Genomic DNA, 13668 nt, shown 5'->3' on the forward strand with positions numbered 1-13668 from the left:
TGAGGGCTCTTGATGGATCACCTGTGGTTCGCTTATCCGTTGATCAGCGCAGCGCTGCTGCTGATCGCCGACATGGTGCTGTGGCAGTGGGTGCCGATGCGCCTCAAGCGCTGGAAAATGCTCGGTCGCGTGCTGCTGTTTGTGCTGTTCAGCATGGCCGTGCTCGACAGCGGCTTGAGCCCGCTGTATCCGGTGCCGGCAGGGTGGGACCCTGCGCGCCATGTGTTGGGCACGGTGCTGACCATCGCCTGGTGGCTGTTCGGTGCGCGCACGTTGACCATGGTCATGTTGCTGGTGATGGCGCCGAAAATCGGCGGCAAGGGGCATTTGCTCCAGGACCTGATGGGCGCGGTGATCTTCTTGATCGCCACCGTCGCGGCGGCTGCGTACGTCCTCGACCTGCCGGTCAAAGGCTTGCTTGCCACCTCCGGCGCGGTGGCGATCATCGTCGGTCTGGCGGTGCAAAGCACGTTGGGGGATGTGTTCTCCGGCATCGTGCTCAATGCCACCAAACCGTTTCGGGTCGATGACTGGATCGGCGTTGACGGCATCGAAGGCAAAGTCATTGAAATCGACTGGCGTTCCACACACCTGCTGACCGGCGAAGGCAGCATGGTAGTGATCCCCAACGCCGTGGCCGCCAAGACCCGCATCACCAACTTCAGTCGCCCCGATCATTTCCATTCCATCAGCCTGACCATCGAGCTCTCGAGCCGCCTGCGCCCCAGCCTGGTGCTGGATTCGCTGAATAAAGCGATTCAGGGCTGCCGCGAGCTGCTGGTGCAGCCCGGCGCATCGGCGTCGGTGGTCAGGTCCGGCATTCGCATCGTCGAATATGAGGTGACCGGCTACGTCAAATCCCGCGACCGCCGTTCAGCGGTGCGCAATCAACTGTTCGACCTGATCCACCGGCAACTGGCGTCCACCGAAACCCGCCAGGATCAGCTGCGTCCGGCGACTCGGCAGTCGGCGGTGCTCAACACGGTCGGCGCGTTGCGCATGCTCAGCGATGGCGACCGTGCCGAACTCGAGCGGCACATGCACCTGAGCGCGTTCGCCGCCCGGGACGTGGTGCTGGCGCAGGACATCGTGCCCGAGGCGTTGTACATCATTGAATCGGGCGTGGTGTCCGCGTCGGTGCTGCACGGCGACAGCTGGCTGGAAGTCGGGCGCATGGGCCCCGGCGAGCTGATCGGCGAGAGCGGTTTCGTCGACCAGACGCCGACCCTGGCGCGATTCTGTGCCTACACCGATTGCATGATTTACCGCATCGACCGCGCTGATCTGGAACCCTGGCTGCAGGAACACCCCGAACTGATCGGCGCGTTGGCCGGCCTGCAGAAGTTCCGCGCCAAGGCCAGGGCGGTGATGCTTGAAAGCAAGCCGCAAGTGGTGGATCAGAGCGGTTTTGTGGGTTGGCTGCGCGACCGGGTCAAACGTTTCCAGGGCCCGCGACCGGATTCCACCGACAAGCTCAGTTAACGCGGTGACTGGCGTGATCCGCGCTGCTGTTCTACATTGCGGCTCTGTCGAAATATGTTGAAACGCCGAGAGATGAGATGCCTGTGATCAGCCACACCCTGCACCCGAACGTCCTGCGCCCTGGCGATGCCGTCGCCCTGGTGTCCCCGGCAGGCCCGTTGCCCGAAGCGCGGGTGCAGGCAGCGGTGCAGGAACTGACCCGTTGGGGCCTGCGGCCGCGGGTTTATCCCCATGCCCTGGACACCCACTCGTTTTACGCCGGCACCGACGAGCACCGCGTCGGCGACCTCAACGACGCCCTGTCGGACCCGGAGATTCGCGCGGTGCTGTGCAATCGCGGCGGCTATGGCGTGCAGCGCATTCTGGCCCAGGTGGATTACGCAGCAGTGCGCCGCGACCCGAAGCTGCTGATTGGTTTCTCGGACATCACCGCCTTGCACGGCGCGCTGTGGACCCACGCCCGGCTGGCCACGGTGCATGGCCCTGTCGGTGCACAGTTGGAGCGCGGCGGCCTGTTCGCCAGCACCCTGCGGCACGCGCTGATGAGCACGGAACCGGTGGTGGTCGAAGCCAGCGCCGATGAGCCGACCTTCCGTGTGCGCACCTCGGGTGTCACTGAAGGCCTGTTGCTGGGCGGCAACCTGAGCATGCTCAGCACCTGCATCGGCACGCCGTATATGCCGGACCTTGAAGGCGCCATCCTGCTGATCGAGGACGTCAACGAACCCGCTTACCGCGTGGACCGCTTGCTCACCCATCTCTCCAACTGCGGCATTCTCCAGCGTCTGGCGGGCGTCGCCGTGGGGCAGTTCAGCGAACCGGGCAATGGCGGCGCCGTGATCAAACCGGCGGATGTGCTGATCGAACGTTTGGGCGGCCTGGGCATTCCGCTGTTGGGCGGGTTGTCCATCGGTCATGGCGATTGCAACATCGCGGTGTCGCTGGGCACCTATGCACGCCTGGATGCTGATCGCGGCACGCTTACCGTTGCCGCCGCTGCGCGCTAACGCGCTGTCACCGTCGCTGCCGCTGCGCGGTCACGCACTGTCACTGTAGGAGCGCGCTTGCCCGCGATGGCGTTGGGTCAGCCACATTAGATGTCACAGACCCGACGCATTCGCGGGCAAGCGCGCTCCTACAGTTGTCATCTGCGCCGCCCTGTCCGAGTGCAGGCATTTGACCACTGCCGCTTAACGCTCCCACGCATCCCGCCCACAACCATCCTGTAAACGACCTCCGCATAGCTAATTGCCATCATTCTGGCGTCAATCCCTTGTTTTACGGGCCGCCCGTTGCGAATCTGCACGGAAATTGAATGGTGAAGCCGTTATGGCCGCCATGTGTGCGCCTTCACGCTTTCAACAGGGATGAACCATCATGATGTCGGCCGTGAACACGCGTTTCGCCAATCTCTCCATGGCCAGGAAACTCGGCATCGGATTCTGTCTGGTGTTGCTGCTCACCGCGCTGGTGGCGGCCATCGGTGTCTGGTCGCTGCGCTCGGTCAGCGTGCATTTCGACAGCCTCAAAGACATGAACGCCCTCAACAGCGGGCTCAACCGTGTGCGCCTGATCGAGCAGGATTACGCGCTGCACAGTGACCCCAAACAGGTCGAAGCGTTGCACGCCGGAATAGAGGCGTTGAACGTCCAGGCCGAGCACCTCAAATCCGCCGCCACTGGCAACGACAGCATGATGACCCAGGTGCAGCAGGGCCTGGCCGCGTATCGCCAGGCCTTCGACGAGTTTGTCAGCCTCACCCAGAGCAAGGACCTGGCCCTGGAAATGGCCAGTTGGTCGGTGTCCAGTGTCGCCAATAACCTGGACGTGTTGCAGGCCGGTCTCGCCGACGACGGCGCCTACGCGCTCAAGGATTCCCAGGGCCAGCAAGGCGCCGAGTTCATCGAACAGGCCGGACAGGTCAGCCAGATTTCCAAATTGATGATGCAGGCCCTGGACGAGGCCCGCGTGCGCCTTGACCAGAGCCGCAAGACCGGCTCGGGGGAAGAGGCCAGGACCGGCAGGATCGAGCAGGCGGTGCAAGCCCAGAAACTGGCCCAGGACCTCAGCGGCCAGATCAAGGACGCCGGTTACCAGACCGTGCTTACCGAAGTCAGCGGTCACATCACCAATTTCGGCGACAAACTCACCGAATACACCGGGCTGCTGGCCGATGAGGCCAGGGTGTCGCAACAGCTGGCCGCCAGCGCCCGGTCGGTGGTGCAGGAGGTCAATCAGGCGTACGACGCCGAAGACCAGTCGGTGTCCAGCGAGCTGCAGACAAACACGCTGAACATCATCGGCGCTTCGGTGCTGGCGCTGTTGGCGGGGCTGATTGCGGCGCTGGTCATGACCCGTCTGATCGTGGCTCCGCTGCGCAGCGTCATTGCAACGGCGCAACGCATCGCCTCCGGGGATTTGACCGGCAACCTGGTGGTCACTCGGCGGGACGAGATCGGCCAGCTGATGTCCGCCATGCAGCAGATGGGTGCCGGGCTCAGCGGCATCGTCAGCGGTCTGCAAGCGGGGATCGAACAGCTGGCGAGCTCGGCGCATTCATTGTCGGCGGTCACCGAGCAGACCAACCTGGAAGTCAGCAGCCAGAAGGAAGAAACCGAGCAGGTGGCCACTGCCATGAACCAGATGACCGCCACTGTGCATGACGTGGCGCGCAATGCCGAGGAAGCGGCGCTCGCCGCGCAGACCGCCGACAGCAAGGTCGACAGCGGCCAGCACGTGGTGCGTCAGAGCATGGCGCGGATCGAGGCGCTGGCGACTTCGTCCCGGTCAGCCAGTGATTCGATCGAAAACCTCAGCGCTGAAATCCAGAACATCGGCAAGGTGCTCAACGTGATCAAAAGCGTGGCCGAGCAGACCAACCTGCTGGCGCTCAATGCCGCCATCGAGGCAGCCCGGGCCGGCGAGCAGGGCAGGGGCTTTGCGGTGGTGGCCGACGAAGTCCGGGCGCTGGCCAAACGCACGCAGCAGTCCACCGAAGAAATCGAGCATCTGGTCAGCCGTCTGCAAGCGGGCGCGCAGACCTCGGTGACGCAGATTCAGAGCAGCGGCGAATTGGTGAAGCTGGCGGTCAGCGACGCGTTGCAGACGGAAAGCGCCCTGGGCAGCATCGCCGCGGCCGTGTCGCTGATCCAGCAGATGAACCAGCAGATTGCCGCCGCCGCCGAGCAGCAAAGCTCGGTGGCCGAAGAAATCAACCGCAGCGTTACCAGCATCCGCGCCAGCGCTGATCAGTCCGCATTGGCGATGCGCGGCAATGCCGCGTCGAGCATTGAATTGGCGTCGTTGGGGATGGCGTTGAAAGGGATGGTGGGGCATTTCAGGTTGTAATCGTCACCGTCGCGGCGCGATAAACACGGTCGGTGGGAGGGAGCTTGCTCGCGATTCGCTACTCGGCAATCAGGCGATGTGTCGGATGGACCGGCGCACTCGCGAGCAAGCTCCCTCCCACCATGATGTCGCCGATTTCAGCCCCGGCGGCCATTGAGGATCACCAACGTCAATACCCCCGCCACAATTCCCCAGAACGCCGAGCCGACGGAAAACAGCGTCAGCCCCGAGGCGGTCACCATGAAGGTAATCAAAGCGGCTTCGCGCTCCTTGGGTTCGTGCATCGCCACGGTCAGGCCATTGATGATGGAGCCGAACAGTGCCAGTGCCGCAATCGACAGCACCAGCTCTTTGGGGAACGCGGCGAACACCGCCGCCAGCGTCGCGCCGAAGATGCCGGCGATGGCGTAGAAAATCCCGCACCAGATCGCTGCCGTGTAGCGCTTGTCTTTGTCCTCGTGGGCGTGGGGGCCGGTGCAGATGGCGGCGCTGATGGCCGCCAGCGTCACACCGTGGGACCCGAACGGCGCCCCGATCAACGAGACGATCCCAGTGACCGAAATCAGCGGCGAGGCCGGCACGGTGTAGCCATCGGCGCGCAGGACCGCCATGCCCGGCATGTTCTGCGAAGTCATGGCCACGACAAACAACGGAATGCCGATGCTGATGGTCGCGCCCAGGGAGAATTCAGGCGTGGTCCATACCGGCACCGCGACCTCCAGGGCAAAACCACCGAAATTCAGCAGCCCCAGCGCCGCCGACAACGCCACGCCCACCAGCAACGTCACCAGCACGGCGTAGCGGGGCGAGTAGCGTTTGACGATCAGGTAAGTGAAGAACATGCCCAGCACCAGGCCGGTGCGGTGCTGCGCGGCGACGAAGATCTCGCTGCCGATCTTGAATAGAATCCCGGCCAGCAGCGCGGCGGCCAGTGAGGCTGGCAAGCGTTTGACCAGGCGTTCGAAGCTGCCGGTCAGCCCGCAGATGATGATCAGCACCGCGCAGGTCATGTACGCGCCGATGGCTTCCGGGTAGGCCACGCCGCCCAGGCTGGTGATCAGCAGCGCCGCGCCCGGGGTGGACCACGCCACGGTCACCGGTGTGCGATAGCGCAAGGACAGCCCGATGTTGCACACCGCCATGCAGATGAACATCGCCCAGAGCCACGAAGAGATTTGCGCCGAGGTCAGACCCGCCGCCTGTCCGGCCTGGAAGATCAGGACCAGCGAACTGGTGCAGCCGGTCATCATGGCGATGAAGCCTGCCACCACGGCGGACAGCGAAGAATCGGCCAGCGGGCGCAGCGGCGCCTGAGTCGCTTCAGTCATGCAGAACGTTCCTTGAACGGCGGGGGTGCGATCGGTGTAAGCCTATACGCAGTTGTTGCACGGTGTTGCGGTACAGCCACCGGCGCATTGGTCGGCACAGTTGAGCAGCAGGGACACAGGTAGGAGCGCGCTTGCCCGCGAAAACGTTTTGTCTGTCGATAACCACGTTTCAGACACACTGCAATCGCGGGCAAGCGCGCTCCTACAGTTTCCCGGCAGGTTTAGCCGGAGGCTTCAGCGTATTCCCCAGCGCCTGATTCACTGCCAGCCAGCCATCCACGGCCTGCTGTCCGGCATCGGCGAACACCCGCTGCAACAGCTTGACCTGCTCCCGACGCAGGGACTCCTCGAACGCCGCGCCATCAGCGGTCAACTCCAGCAAGCGCTTACGTTTGTCGGCGTCCGGGGTGATGCTCAACACCAGTTCCATTTCAATCAGCTGCCGCAACGGTGTGTTCAGCGCTTGCTTGCTGACCCCGAGTACGCTCAACAGCTCCTTCACGCTCAGGCCCGGGTACCGCGCGATGAAGAAGACGATGCGCTGGTGCACGCGGCTTAAGCCGCGGCGGTCAAGCATCTCGTCAGCCTTGGCGGTGAACGCCTGATAGCCGAAAAAGAACGCTTCCATGGCAATTTGCTGAGTGGATGAATTTTTAAGGTCAAGCATATTGACGTATCCAGGTGTGGCGTCGTAATTTCGGTCAACCAGTTTGACGTATTTCCCTTTATTTCCGCTAGCGGTGCTGCCATGGCTTTTTCTGAACGTGTGACACGCTTGAAGAGTTCCCTGATCCGCGAAATCCTCGCCGCCGCCCAGCGCCCGGAAATGATGTCGTTTGCAGGCGGCCTGCCCGCCGAAAGCATGCTGCCGAAAACCGAATGGTCGGACATGCCGCGCAGCCTGGGCCAATACGGCATGAGCGAAGGCGAGCCTGCATTGCGCGAAGCCCTGGCCGCCGAAGCCCGGGCGCTGGGCGTGCCGTGCGATGCCAGCCAGGTGATGATCATCAGCGGCTCGCAACAGACCCTGGACCTTGTCGCCAAGCTGTACATCGACAAGGGCACTGAAATCCTCCTCGAAGGCCCGACCTATCTGGCGGCGCTGCAAATCTTTCAACTGTTCGGCGCCGAATGCCTGACCGTGCCTCTGCTGGCTGACGGCCCGGATCTGGTGGCCATGCGGCAGCGGCTGGAGCAGCACTCACCCGCGTTCGCTTATCTGATCCCGACCTTCCAGAACCCCTCGGCGGTACGCTACAGCGAGTCGGCGCGCGAAGCGGTGGCGGCATTGCTCGACGAGTTCGGCGTAACGCTGATCGAGGACGAGCCCTATCGCGAGCTGACGTTTGACGGCGGCAGCGCGCGACCGATTGTCAGCCGCTTGAAAAAAGCCAGCTGGATTTACACCGGCACCGTCTCGAAAACCTTGATGCCTGGGCTGCGCGTCGGTTACCTGATCGCCACGCCCGACCTGTTCCCGCACCTGCTCAAGCTCAAGCAATCGGCGGATCTGCACACCAACCGCGTCGGCCAGTGGCAGGCGTTGCAGTGGATCGGCACCGAGCACTATCGTGAACATCTGCTGGAGCTGCGCCGCTTTTATCGCCAGCGGCGTGATCTGTTTCAGACAGCCTTGCAGCGCCATTTCAGCGATCTGGCCGACTGGAACGAGCCTCAGGGCGGGCTGTTTTTCTGGCTGACCCTCAAGCAGCCGCTGGACACCCGCACGCTGCTGGACACCGCGCTGGCGCAAAATGTCGCGTTCATGCCGGGCGAGCCGTTTTTTAGCGATCCTGACGCCAACCCCGGTTATATTCGGCTGAACTTCAGCCATATCGACCCGGCGCGGCTGGATCAAGGGCTTGAGCGACTGGCCGCCGTGTTGCGCCAGGCGCTGGCAGCCAACGCTGCATGAACCCAACCGATTTCCAGGCGAAACAGGATCAGGAGAGCAAAGGGATGTACAAGGTTTACGGAGATTACAATTCGGGCAATTGCTACAAGATCAAGCTGATGCTCAACCTGCTGGGGGCCGAGTATGAGTGGATCCCGGTGGATATCCTCAACGGCGAAACCGAGACCGGAGCGTTTCTGGCCAAGAACCCCAACGGCAAGATTCCGGTGCTGGAACTCGAGGACGGCACGTACCTGTGGGAGTCCAACGCGATTCTCAACTTTCTCGCCGAAGGCACGCCTTACCTGCTCACCGAACCGCGCCTGCGCACGCAGATGCTGCAGTGGCAATTCTTCGAGCAGTACAGCCACGAGCCAAGCATCGCCGTGGCCCGCTTCATCGAGTTTTACCTGGGCCTGCCCGAAGAACGGCTGGACGAGTACAAATCGATGCACAAGCGCGGCTACAAGGCGCTGAAAGTCATGGAACAGCAACTGATGCGCACGCCGTTTCTGGTGGGCGATCACCTTTCCATCGCCGACATCGCGCTGTACGCCTACACCCACGTCGCGCATCAGGGCGGTTTTGATCTGACGCCGTTTCCCGCCATCACCCAGTGGCTGGCGCGGGTCAAGGAGCAGCCGGGCTATATCGGTATGCTGGATTAAGCTTTTTCACAGAACGGAACAGGAGTGTGGGCGATGCAACTCAGGATGATAGCGGTGGGCATGTTCATGGCGCTGGGCATTGGCTGTTCAGCCTCGGCCAGCACCGAGGACTGCGACGCCAACCAGGCCGCCATGAATCAGTGCGCGGCCAAAGAGCTGGCCACGCTGGATGCGGACCTGAACACGCAGTACAAGGCGCAGATGAATTACCTGAGAACGCCGGCGAAGAAGCAGGCGTTACAGGACGCGCAGAAGAAGTGGATTGCCTTTCGTGACGCCGATTGCGCGTACCAGGTGGGTAAGCGCGAAGACTCCGGCACCCTCTGGCCGCTGTTGCAGACCCACTGCCTGGCGGCGCAGACCAAAGTCCGGGTCGAACAGCTCAAGGCGTATGTGGCGTGTCGGGAGGAGGGCTGCCCGAAGTGAGCCGAGGTTGATCGTTCCCACGCTCTGCGTGGGAGCGATCAGCCGCAATCGCGAGCAAGCTCCCTTCCACAGGAACGTCTGGTCCATGTCGGTCAGTGGGGATTGTCGGGTTACACCGCCGAAAACCGCTGCTCCAGGTAATCAATGATCACCTTGGATTCATACATCCAGCGCGTCTGGCCGGCTTCTTCGATGCGCAGGCACGGGACCTTGATCCTGCCGCCGCCGGTGAGCAGCGCCTGGCGATCGACGTCGTTGTGCTTCGCGTCACGCAAGGCCACCGGGACGTTGAGCCGGCGTAGGGTGCGGCGGGTTTTCACGCAGAAAGGGCAGGCATGAAACTGATACAGCGTCAGGTCTTTGGCCGACGCGTCGACCGCTGCCTGCGCGGCGGCGGAGCGCTGTTTCTTGCCCGGCCGGGTGACGAAATCGCCGAGGATAACGAGTTGGCCCAGGCCTACTCTCAATGCCTTCATGAACACGATAGAAACCTCGGTGGGCGCACGCGCCGCGACGGTATGCCGCGGCGTTGGTGACGCGGTAAATCAGCGAAGCAGGCTGAGGAACTCGCTGCGGGTCGCGGCGTTTTCACGGAATTCACCGAGCATCACCGAGGTGATCATCGAGGAATTCTGCTTTTCGACGCCGCGCATCATCATGCACATGTGCTTGGCTTCGATGACCACCGCCACGCCCAGGGCGCCGGTGACCTGCTGAACGGCCTCGGCGATCTGACGGGACAGGTTTTCCTGGATCTGCAGACGGCGGGCGTACATGTCGACGATGCGCGCGACCTTGGACAGGCCCAGCACTTTGCCGCTCGGGATGTACGCTACGTGGGCCTTGCCAATGAAGGGCAGCAAATGGTGCTCGCACAGCGAATACAGCTCGATGTCCTTGACCACCACCATCTCGCTGTTGTCGGAGCTGAACAGTGCACCGTTGGTGACGTCTTCCAGGGTTTGCTCATAGCCGCGGCAGAGGTACTGCATGGCCTTGGCGGCGCGCTTTGGCGTATCCACCAGACCTTCGCGGGAAACGTCTTCGCCCAGCTGGCTCAATATCTCGGTGTAATTCTGTTCCAGTGTCACAGGGGTGTGTTCCGTGTGGGGTTCGATAAGGCGCACATAGTAGCGTAGCCGTCTCCAGAAGTGGACCGCCGCCGACCGACAAACGCTCGCCGGGCCTTGGCGCAGCGGTTATGTATCAAACCCGATACCCGACACCTACCAAACGCCTACGCGGTTTCACTCCTGCGCGCTGTCAGAGGGTGCAGGTAACAAATTGCCTGTCGTTCAGAGAGTACCCATTATGTTGAGTCGTATAGCTAAGTTCGCGATGGTTGTCGCGGTAATGTCGGCCATGACCGGTTGCTTCCCGTTCTGGGGCCCGGGTGGCGGCAGTCATGGTGGCGGCCACGGCGGTGGTGGCGGTGGCGGTGATCGCGGCGGTTATCAGGGCGGCCAGGGTGGCGGTCAAGGTGGTGGCGGTGGCCAGGGCGGCCCGGGTCAGCGTTGATCCCACCGCTTTAACCCGCAGCACTTCAAAGCCGGATCGATTGTTCGATCCGGCTTTTTTGTGCGTGTGGCTTCGGGTTGCCGTGAGTCAGCCAGTGGTCAGCGTTACTCGTCCCGACCTTCCATCATGGTGCGCTTGAGGATCACGTACACCGCGCCGGTGCCGCCGTGCTTGGGCAGGCACGAGGTGAAGCCCAGTACCTGGGGGTGTTGACGCAGCCAGGTGTTGACGTGGCTTTTGATCATCGGGCGTTTACCGTCCAGCCGCACCGCCTTGCCGTGGGTGATGCGCACGCAGCGGATTTCCAGTTTGGTGGCTTCGGCGAGGAATTCCCACATGGTTTCCCGCGCCAGTTCCACGCTCATGCCGTGCAGGTCCAGGCTGCCCTCGAAGCTGATCTGGCCCAGTTTGAGCTTGCGCATCTGGCCTTCCTGGACGCCGTCGCGGACCCAGTTGAGAGCGTCTTCGGGGCCGACGTCGATCACGAACTGATCGGAAAGACCGTCCACGGTCACCGAACCGGTGCGCACGGTGGCGGCCTGGCGCAGTTTGGCCAGGTTTTTGCGGTCGGGTTTGGGCTTGCCCGTGTCGGCGTATTCAACCTTGATCGGTTTGACGCCGCGGGTCTCGCTTCGAAACAGGGAAAAATCGTCGTCTTGCATGATGGCCTCCGCGAAGGCCGCCAGTTTAACCACGTCACGCCGCCAGCGGCGCGACTAAACGTGTTTGACGAACAATTTGCAGGCGGGGAGGTTTCAGTCGTGCTTCTTCATCAGATGCGGGGACATGTTCAGGCCGCCCGCGCTGCGACGGCGACGACGGCTGCGGCGCCACATCCAGACACCAAGGTAGGTAAACAACAGCCCGAACACAATGCTGACCACCGCGCCGGCGGGGCTGGCATTCAGTTCACCCAATGCGGGCGGGTGGCCGATCAGGCTGGCGACACCGGCCATCGCCAGCAGCACGCCAAACGTCGCCAGTACCGCCGCAAACGCAGCGCCCAGGCGCATCCGCCAATTGCTTCGGCCCTTGGGCCGCAGGCGGCGTGCATCAAAACCATCGGATATTTTCATTCCGATTTCCTCTATGGGTATCGGCGCTCTGACCGGCTTATGCCCGGGTGGTTCCCGTTGGGTCAGGTTTCTACAGCAAATGCGCAATGCATCCGCTATAGGGTCTAGATCAGGTCCTTGGTGGTGGCAAGTGTGGCGAAGTTGTCGGCCATGATGGCCATCTCGGTCTGCTGCACCACCTCGGCCTTGATCACGCCATTGGGCGTAGGCAGGTCGCGGGTGGCGCAGGCATCTTCGACGAGCGTGCAGCGATAGCCGTAATCCTTGGCCGCGCGCACGGTGGTGCTGATGCTGGAATGGCTCATGAAGCCGCAGACCACCAGGTCCAGATGACCGAAGCTCTGCAGCAAGTCATGCAGACCTGTTCCGTTGAACGCGTTGGGCAAGCGTTTTTCGACGACGGTTTCGTCGTCCTGCGGCAGCAATTCCGGCACGAACTCGCCGCGAGGGCCTTGCGGATCGAACATGCCGCCGACCGTGCCGAGGTGGCGCACGTGAATGATTCGGCATTTGGCCGCACGGGCCGCTGCCGCCAGCTGGACGATGTTGGCGATGGCTTCGTGGACCCCGGTCAGGGCCAGCGGGCCGCTGAGGTATTCCTTCTGGGCATCGATGATGATCAAGGTGGCATTACCCAATGTCGCTGCGGCGTAACCGCGGCCACTGAGTTGAAACATGGTCTTTTGACCGGAACTTGGAACAGACATCTGGGGCTCCTTCGAGTGGGGCTTTTGCCACATTGTCCACTGGCTGAGCGATTCTGTGAATCGCCATGCTCACAGGCCTCGCTTTTCGCCTGACGTGGGCCGTGCTCAACGCCGTCGAGCAGGTCGCGATTGCTGTCATATTGCCTGCAATCGCGTCGAAAGGCTGGGAAACTTTTTATTGGCGTTCGGCCATCATTGGAAGGCATCGTTTGTTGTTCCGATGGCTGCTAGAATCGCCGGTCGTTTTTTCAAGGAGTCTGCCGTGATCACTTCCCGCCTGCGCACCCTGCGCGACCATATCCGTTGGGCTGTCAGCCGTTTCCACGGGGAAGATCTGTTTCACGGCCATGGCACCGACAACGCGTGGGACGAAGCCCGCCAGTTGGTGCTGGGTGCGTTGCACCTGCCGTGGGAAATCGCCGACAGCTACCTGGACTGCAACCTCGAAGAAGACGAAGTGGTTCAGGTTCAGCGCCTGATCAAGAGGCGCATCGAGGAGCGGGTGCCCACCGCTTACCTGTTGGGCGAGGCCTGGTTTTGCGGGATGTCGTTCATTGTTGATGAGCGCGTGCTGATCCCGCGCTCGCCCATCGGGGAGCTGATCGAAAACCGCTTCGAACCCTGGCTGGCCGCCGACCCGGCGCGCATTCTCGATCTGTGTACCGGCTCCGGCTGCATCGGTATCGCCTGCGCTGACGTCTTCCCCGACGCTGAAGTGGTGCTGGCGGACCTGTCATTCGAAGCGCTGGAAGTGGCCAATCAGAATATCGAGCGCCACGGTGCGGATGCCCACGTCTACACCGTGCAGGGCGACGGGTTTGACGGATTGCCAGGCCAGCGCTTCGATCTGATCGTGTCGAACCCGCCGTACGTCGACGCCGAAGATTTCGCCGACATGCCGGACGAATACCAGCATGAGCCTGAACTGGCGCTGGCGTGCGGTGATGACGGCTTGAATCTGGTGCGCCGGATGCTCGCCCAGGCGGCGGATCACCTCACCGAGAAGGGCTTGTTGATCGTTGAAGTGGGCAACAGCCAGGTTCACGTCCAGGCGCTGTACCCGGAAGTCGACTTTGCCTGGCTGGAGTTCCAGCGCGGTGGGCATGGCGTGTTCATGCTGACGGCGGAGCAATGCACGGAGCATCAGGCGCTGTTTGCTTCGCGGGTTTAATGTTCAACGGACCCTGTTGGAGCGAGGCTTGCCCGCGAAGCCCACAACGC

General features: G+C 62.5%; 15 protein-coding genes. 8 read left to right on the top strand and 7 right to left on the bottom strand.

Translation table 11 applies throughout. The annotated features are described in order from the left end of the window. The first annotated feature begins 12 nt into the window (after window positions 1-12). The 3 genes from ABQX22_RS24455 to ABQX22_RS24465 all read left to right on the top strand — a co-directional run bounded on the left by ABQX22_RS24455 (window position 13) and on the right by ABQX22_RS24465 (window position 4830). Complete coding sequence (locus ABQX22_RS24455) at window positions 13-1482, top strand: mechanosensitive ion channel family protein (protein ID WP_349802462.1); 1470 nt, start codon at window positions 13-15, stop codon at window positions 1480-1482. Window positions 1483-1559: 77 nt separating this feature from the next. Next, the gene (locus tag ABQX22_RS24460; protein WP_349802463.1) at window positions 1560-2489 is read left to right on the top strand and encodes a S66 peptidase family protein; all 930 of its coding nucleotides are present in this window, start codon (window positions 1560-1562) and stop codon (window positions 2487-2489) included. 370 nt (window positions 2490-2859) lie between these two features. Beyond that, window positions 2860-4830 carry a methyl-accepting chemotaxis protein gene (locus ABQX22_RS24465; protein ID WP_349802464.1) on the top strand — a complete coding sequence of 657 codons (1971 nt, stop codon included), beginning with the start codon at window positions 2860-2862 and terminating at the stop codon, window positions 4828-4830. A 137-nt stretch (window positions 4831-4967) separates the two neighbouring features. Here the strand turns inward: ABQX22_RS24465 and ABQX22_RS24470 are convergent, their stop codons facing one another. Beyond that, entirely contained in the window at window positions 4968-6158 is a 1191-nt protein-coding gene (locus ABQX22_RS24470) for a benzoate/H(+) symporter BenE family transporter (protein ID WP_349802465.1), read from the bottom strand. Window positions 6159-6360: 202 nt separating this feature from the next. After that, a complete protein-coding gene (locus ABQX22_RS24475) occupies window positions 6361-6825 on the bottom strand; it encodes a MarR family transcriptional regulator (protein WP_349802466.1) in 465 nt (154 codons plus the stop codon). 81 nt (window positions 6826-6906) lie between these two features. Between ABQX22_RS24475 and ABQX22_RS24480 the strand changes: the two genes are divergently transcribed. From ABQX22_RS24480 to ABQX22_RS24490, 3 genes are read left to right on the top strand one after another with little or no spacing between them, the layout of a single operon-like run. Next, window positions 6907-8073, top strand: a complete 1167-nt coding sequence (locus tag ABQX22_RS24480) for an aminotransferase-like domain-containing protein (RefSeq protein ID WP_349802467.1) — start codon at window positions 6907-6909, stop codon at window positions 8071-8073. Between the two features lie 44 nt (window positions 8074-8117). Continuing rightward, the gene (locus ABQX22_RS24485) at window positions 8118-8720 is read left to right on the top strand and encodes a glutathione S-transferase family protein (protein ID WP_349802468.1); all 603 of its coding nucleotides are present in this window, start codon (window positions 8118-8120) and stop codon (window positions 8718-8720) included. Between the two features lie 33 nt (window positions 8721-8753). Next, on the top strand, window positions 8754-9146 hold the full coding sequence (locus tag ABQX22_RS24490) for a lysozyme inhibitor LprI family protein (RefSeq protein ID WP_349802469.1): 393 nt from the start codon (window positions 8754-8756) through the stop codon (window positions 9144-9146). A gap of 110 nt (window positions 9147-9256) precedes the next feature. Here ABQX22_RS24490 and ABQX22_RS24495 read toward each other — a convergent pair whose 3' ends face one another. Together ABQX22_RS24495 and folE are read right to left on the bottom strand one after the other, a co-directional pair. Further along, on the bottom strand, window positions 9257-9622 hold the full coding sequence (locus tag ABQX22_RS24495) for a glutaredoxin family protein (protein ID WP_349802470.1): 366 nt from the start codon (window positions 9620-9622) through the stop codon (window positions 9257-9259). Window positions 9623-9691: 69 nt separating this feature from the next. Then, the gene (gene folE / locus ABQX22_RS24500) at window positions 9692-10237 is read right to left on the bottom strand and encodes a GTP cyclohydrolase I FolE (protein ID WP_349802471.1); all 546 of its coding nucleotides are present in this window, start codon (window positions 10235-10237) and stop codon (window positions 9692-9694) included. Window positions 10238-10457: 220 nt separating this feature from the next. Here folE and ABQX22_RS24505 point away from each other — a divergent pair, with 220 nt between their 5' ends. Further along, complete coding sequence (locus tag ABQX22_RS24505) at window positions 10458-10664, top strand: hypothetical protein (RefSeq protein ID WP_349802472.1); 207 nt, start codon at window positions 10458-10460, stop codon at window positions 10662-10664. 104 nt (window positions 10665-10768) lie between these two features. Here ABQX22_RS24505 and ABQX22_RS24510 read toward each other — a convergent pair whose 3' ends face one another. The 3 genes from ABQX22_RS24510 to ABQX22_RS24520 all read right to left on the bottom strand — a co-directional run bounded on the left by ABQX22_RS24510 (window position 10769) and on the right by ABQX22_RS24520 (window position 12447). Then, window positions 10769-11326, bottom strand: a complete 558-nt coding sequence (locus ABQX22_RS24510) for a Smr/MutS family protein (protein WP_349802473.1) — start codon at window positions 11324-11326, stop codon at window positions 10769-10771. Window positions 11327-11419: 93 nt separating this feature from the next. Then, complete coding sequence (locus tag ABQX22_RS24515) at window positions 11420-11740, bottom strand: hypothetical protein (RefSeq protein WP_349802474.1); 321 nt, start codon at window positions 11738-11740, stop codon at window positions 11420-11422. 104 nt (window positions 11741-11844) lie between these two features. Continuing rightward, complete coding sequence (locus tag ABQX22_RS24520; RefSeq protein WP_349802475.1) at window positions 11845-12447, bottom strand: cysteine hydrolase family protein; 603 nt, start codon at window positions 12445-12447, stop codon at window positions 11845-11847. A gap of 220 nt (window positions 12448-12667) precedes the next feature. Between ABQX22_RS24520 and prmB the strand changes: the two genes are divergently transcribed. Beyond that, complete coding sequence (gene prmB, locus ABQX22_RS24525; protein ID WP_441005324.1) at window positions 12668-13618, top strand: 50S ribosomal protein L3 N(5)-glutamine methyltransferase; 951 nt, start codon at window positions 12668-12670, stop codon at window positions 13616-13618. The last annotated feature ends 50 nt before the right edge of the window (window positions 13619-13668 follow it).

The sequence above is a fragment of the Xanthomonas sp. WHRI 1810A genome (assembly GCF_040202885.1).
Classification (GTDB): domain Bacteria; phylum Pseudomonadota; class Gammaproteobacteria; order Pseudomonadales; family Pseudomonadaceae; genus Aquipseudomonas.

What these genes read in the sequence shown, in the direction of transcription:
- ABQX22_RS24455 (WP_349802462.1), top strand. Translation starts at nt 13, where the DNA reads ATGGATCACCTGTGGTTCGCTTATCCGTTGATCAGCGCAGCGCTGCTG.
- ABQX22_RS24460 (WP_349802463.1), top strand. Translation starts at nt 1,560, where the DNA reads ATGCCTGTGATCAGCCACACCCTGCACCCGAACGTCCTGCGCCCTGGC.
- ABQX22_RS24465 (WP_349802464.1), top strand. Translation starts at nt 2,860, where the DNA reads ATGATGTCGGCCGTGAACACGCGTTTCGCCAATCTCTCCATGGCCAGG.
- ABQX22_RS24470 (WP_349802465.1), bottom strand. Translation starts at nt 6,158, where the DNA reads ATGACTGAAGCGACTCAGGCGCCGCTGCGCCCGCTGGCCGATTCTTCG.
- ABQX22_RS24475 (WP_349802466.1), bottom strand. Translation starts at nt 6,825, where the DNA reads ATGCTTGACCTTAAAAATTCATCCACTCAGCAAATTGCCATGGAAGCG.
- ABQX22_RS24480 (WP_349802467.1), top strand. Translation starts at nt 6,907, where the DNA reads ATGGCTTTTTCTGAACGTGTGACACGCTTGAAGAGTTCCCTGATCCGC.
- ABQX22_RS24485 (WP_349802468.1), top strand. Translation starts at nt 8,118, where the DNA reads ATGTACAAGGTTTACGGAGATTACAATTCGGGCAATTGCTACAAGATC.
- ABQX22_RS24490 (WP_349802469.1), top strand. Translation starts at nt 8,754, where the DNA reads ATGCAACTCAGGATGATAGCGGTGGGCATGTTCATGGCGCTGGGCATT.
- ABQX22_RS24495 (WP_349802470.1), bottom strand. Translation starts at nt 9,622, where the DNA reads ATGAAGGCATTGAGAGTAGGCCTGGGCCAACTCGTTATCCTCGGCGAT.
- ABQX22_RS24505 (WP_349802472.1), top strand. Translation starts at nt 10,458, where the DNA reads ATGTTGAGTCGTATAGCTAAGTTCGCGATGGTTGTCGCGGTAATGTCG.
- ABQX22_RS24510 (WP_349802473.1), bottom strand. Translation starts at nt 11,326, where the DNA reads ATGCAAGACGACGATTTTTCCCTGTTTCGAAGCGAGACCCGCGGCGTC.
- ABQX22_RS24515 (WP_349802474.1), bottom strand. Translation starts at nt 11,740, where the DNA reads ATGAAAATATCCGATGGTTTTGATGCACGCCGCCTGCGGCCCAAGGGC.
- ABQX22_RS24520 (WP_349802475.1), bottom strand. Translation starts at nt 12,447, where the DNA reads ATGTCTGTTCCAAGTTCCGGTCAAAAGACCATGTTTCAACTCAGTGGC.
- prmB (WP_441005324.1), top strand. Translation starts at nt 12,668, where the DNA reads ATGGCTGCTAGAATCGCCGGTCGTTTTTTCAAGGAGTCTGCCGTGATC.